This is a genomic window from Streptomyces klenkii, from assembly GCF_003626645.1.
GTDB lineage: Bacteria > Actinomycetota > Actinomycetes > Streptomycetales > Streptomycetaceae > Streptomyces > Streptomyces klenkii.
Genome location: NZ_RBAM01000053.1, coordinates 1 through 2,136, shown reverse-complemented (window position 1 = coordinate 2,136; position 2,136 = coordinate 1). Strand labels below are relative to the sequence as shown.

Sequence of the window (2,136 nt, the reverse complement as noted above, 5' to 3'; positions counted from 1 at the left end):
CGAGCGCGGCGGACCAGGCGGCCCGGGGTCAGGGCACCGGGACCGGTGAAGACGAGAAGCAGGAAGGCCCACGCGTAGAACGCCGGGATCTCACCACCGTTGTCCAGTGGCCACAGGTCGTTGGGCTGGTGCTCGGGCGACATAGGCATACGCCATCTCGCCGGAACAGAGCAGCGCCACCACGCGCGAGCCGACACCGAGCATCAGCAGGCTGCCCCCGACGAGTTCCATGAGGCCGCGTGGGTCTTCGAGCTTGAGCGGGGTTTCGTCCTGAGCTGACTGGCTGTCGCGTTGGGTGAGGGCCAGGGTGGCCCCGGCGGCAGGACGCCCGTGGTCGTGAGTGATCCTTTCTGTTCTCGACGCAGAACGATCACCACGGAACCACGGGCTTGGACAACGATACCGATGCGACGCTGCTGCTGGACCTGGACGGCCTGGCCGTCGTGCGGGTGGAGCGGCTTGCCGATGGCACCCGGCGGGTGCACCTGGCCACGGCCGACGAACAGGCGCGGGCCTGCCCGGAGTGCGGGGTGTTCGCCATTCGGGTGAAGGGCTGGGCTCTGACCCGGCCGCGCGATCTTCCGTGCGGACAGCGGGGGCTGGAACTGGTGTGGCGTAAATGCCGCTGGTACTGCCGCGAGCCGGGCTGCCCCACGTCACCGTGGTGGTCGACCATTTCCACGTGGTCCAGCTGGCGAACAAGATGCTCAGCCTCGTGCGCCGCCGCACCACCGCCCTGCGCGGACGGCGCGGCCGGGCCTGCGACCCGGAATGGAAGGCCCGGCGCCGCCTGCTGCGCAACCGCGAAGACCTCACCGACGCCCAGTTCAGCACGATGTGGAACCAGCTCATCGGCACCGGAGACATCGGCATGACACTGCTGACCGCGTGGATCGCCAAGGAGAAGCTACGCGACCTGCTCGCGCTCGCCCGCACCACGGACCGGCACCGCACCAGCCACCTGCGCTGGAAGTTCCTCACCTGGTGCGCCGACTGCGACATCCCCGAAGTCCGCACCCTCGCCCGCACCATCGACCGCTGGTGGCCCGAAATCCACGCGTTCATCGACACCAGCCACAACAACGCCAAGAGCGAAGGAATCAACCGCATGATCAAGCTCACCGCGCGAGCCGCCCACGGCTTCCGCAACACGGCCAACCAACGCCTACGCACACGCTGCGTCACCACCCGCCGAGCCCGAGGCCACCTCCACCCCGCCCAAATTCGAAGACCCGGCAACGCACTGAGGGGCCTCGCTGTTTTCGGACAGAGATATGACCGATTAATTCATGCGGCGAGTCGCACTTCCTCGAACTCGGCGTGGACCTCCCGAGGGGGCCGGTATCCTATCGCCGAGTGAAGTCGCCTGTGATTGTACCAGTGTTCTATGTATCTCGTGATATCTCTTCGGGCGGCTTCGCGAGTTGGGTATGTCACACGGGACACGCGTTCGTTTTTGAGAGTGCCGAAGAAGGATTCGGCCATCGAGTTGTCGTAGCAGATGCCGGTCCGGCCGGCTGACCTGCGCAGGCCGAGTTGCCTCAGGACGTCGGCGTACTGGGTGGACATGTAGTTGCTGCCGCGGTCGGAGTGGAATATCGCGCCATGTGACAGTCGTCTGTTCCGTGCCGCGTTGCGTATCGCCCGGGAGATGAGCGGTGTCTGGTAGTGGTCGTCCATCGCGTACCCGATGACTTCCTTGGTGCAGCAGTCGATAACGGTTGCCAGATACAGCCAGCCTTCCCCGGTTGGGATGTACGTGATGTCGCCGACGAGTTTCTTCCCCGGTGCGTCGGCGGTGAAGTCCCGGCCCACGAGGTCTGGTACCAAGCGGGGGGCAGCTTGCGTGAGGGACCATCGCTTCGGGCGTGGCTGGCAGGGCCGAAGGCCCAGGTCGCGCATCAGCCGGCGGACGAGCTCCGGGCCGGCGGCGACGCCCCAGCGGAGCATCTGGGCATGGATGCGCCGGTATCCGTAAGTGCTGTCGGACGTCTCGAAGGCTTTCATGACGAGCTGTTTCAGTTCCTCGTACCGCTGGGCGGTGGCGGATTCCGGGCGGCTCCGCCAGTCGTAGTAGCCGGACTTAGCCTCGATTCACCGGGTGATTGCCTGTCCGTGAGCTGGACATGAAAGCGC

At 66.0% G+C, this 2,136-nt stretch carries 2 protein-coding genes and 1 pseudogene; 2 read left to right on the top strand and 1 reads right to left on the bottom strand.

The features are described 5' to 3' along the window. Positions 1 to 443 precede the first annotated feature (443 nt). Together D7231_RS38720 and D7231_RS34475 are read left to right on the top strand one after the other, a co-directional pair. Positions 444 to 590, top strand: a pseudogene (locus tag D7231_RS38720) (ISL3 family transposase); the annotation flags it as partial. A 29-nt stretch (positions 591 to 619) separates the two neighbouring features. Further along, positions 620 to 1,360 (top strand): transposase, encoded by a 741-nt coding sequence (locus tag D7231_RS34475; protein WP_242000076.1) that lies wholly within the window; start codon positions 620 to 622, stop codon positions 1,358 to 1,360. Here the strand turns inward: D7231_RS34475 and D7231_RS34470 are convergent. Continuing rightward, the gene (locus tag D7231_RS34470) at positions 1,288 to 2,094 is read right to left on the bottom strand and encodes an IS3 family transposase (RefSeq protein ID WP_120760280.1); all 807 of its coding nucleotides are present in this window, start codon (positions 2,092 to 2,094) and stop codon (positions 1,288 to 1,290) included. The two genes, D7231_RS34475 and D7231_RS34470, sit on opposite strands and share 73 nt — an antisense overlap. Between the last annotated feature and the right edge of the window lie 42 nt (positions 2,095 to 2,136).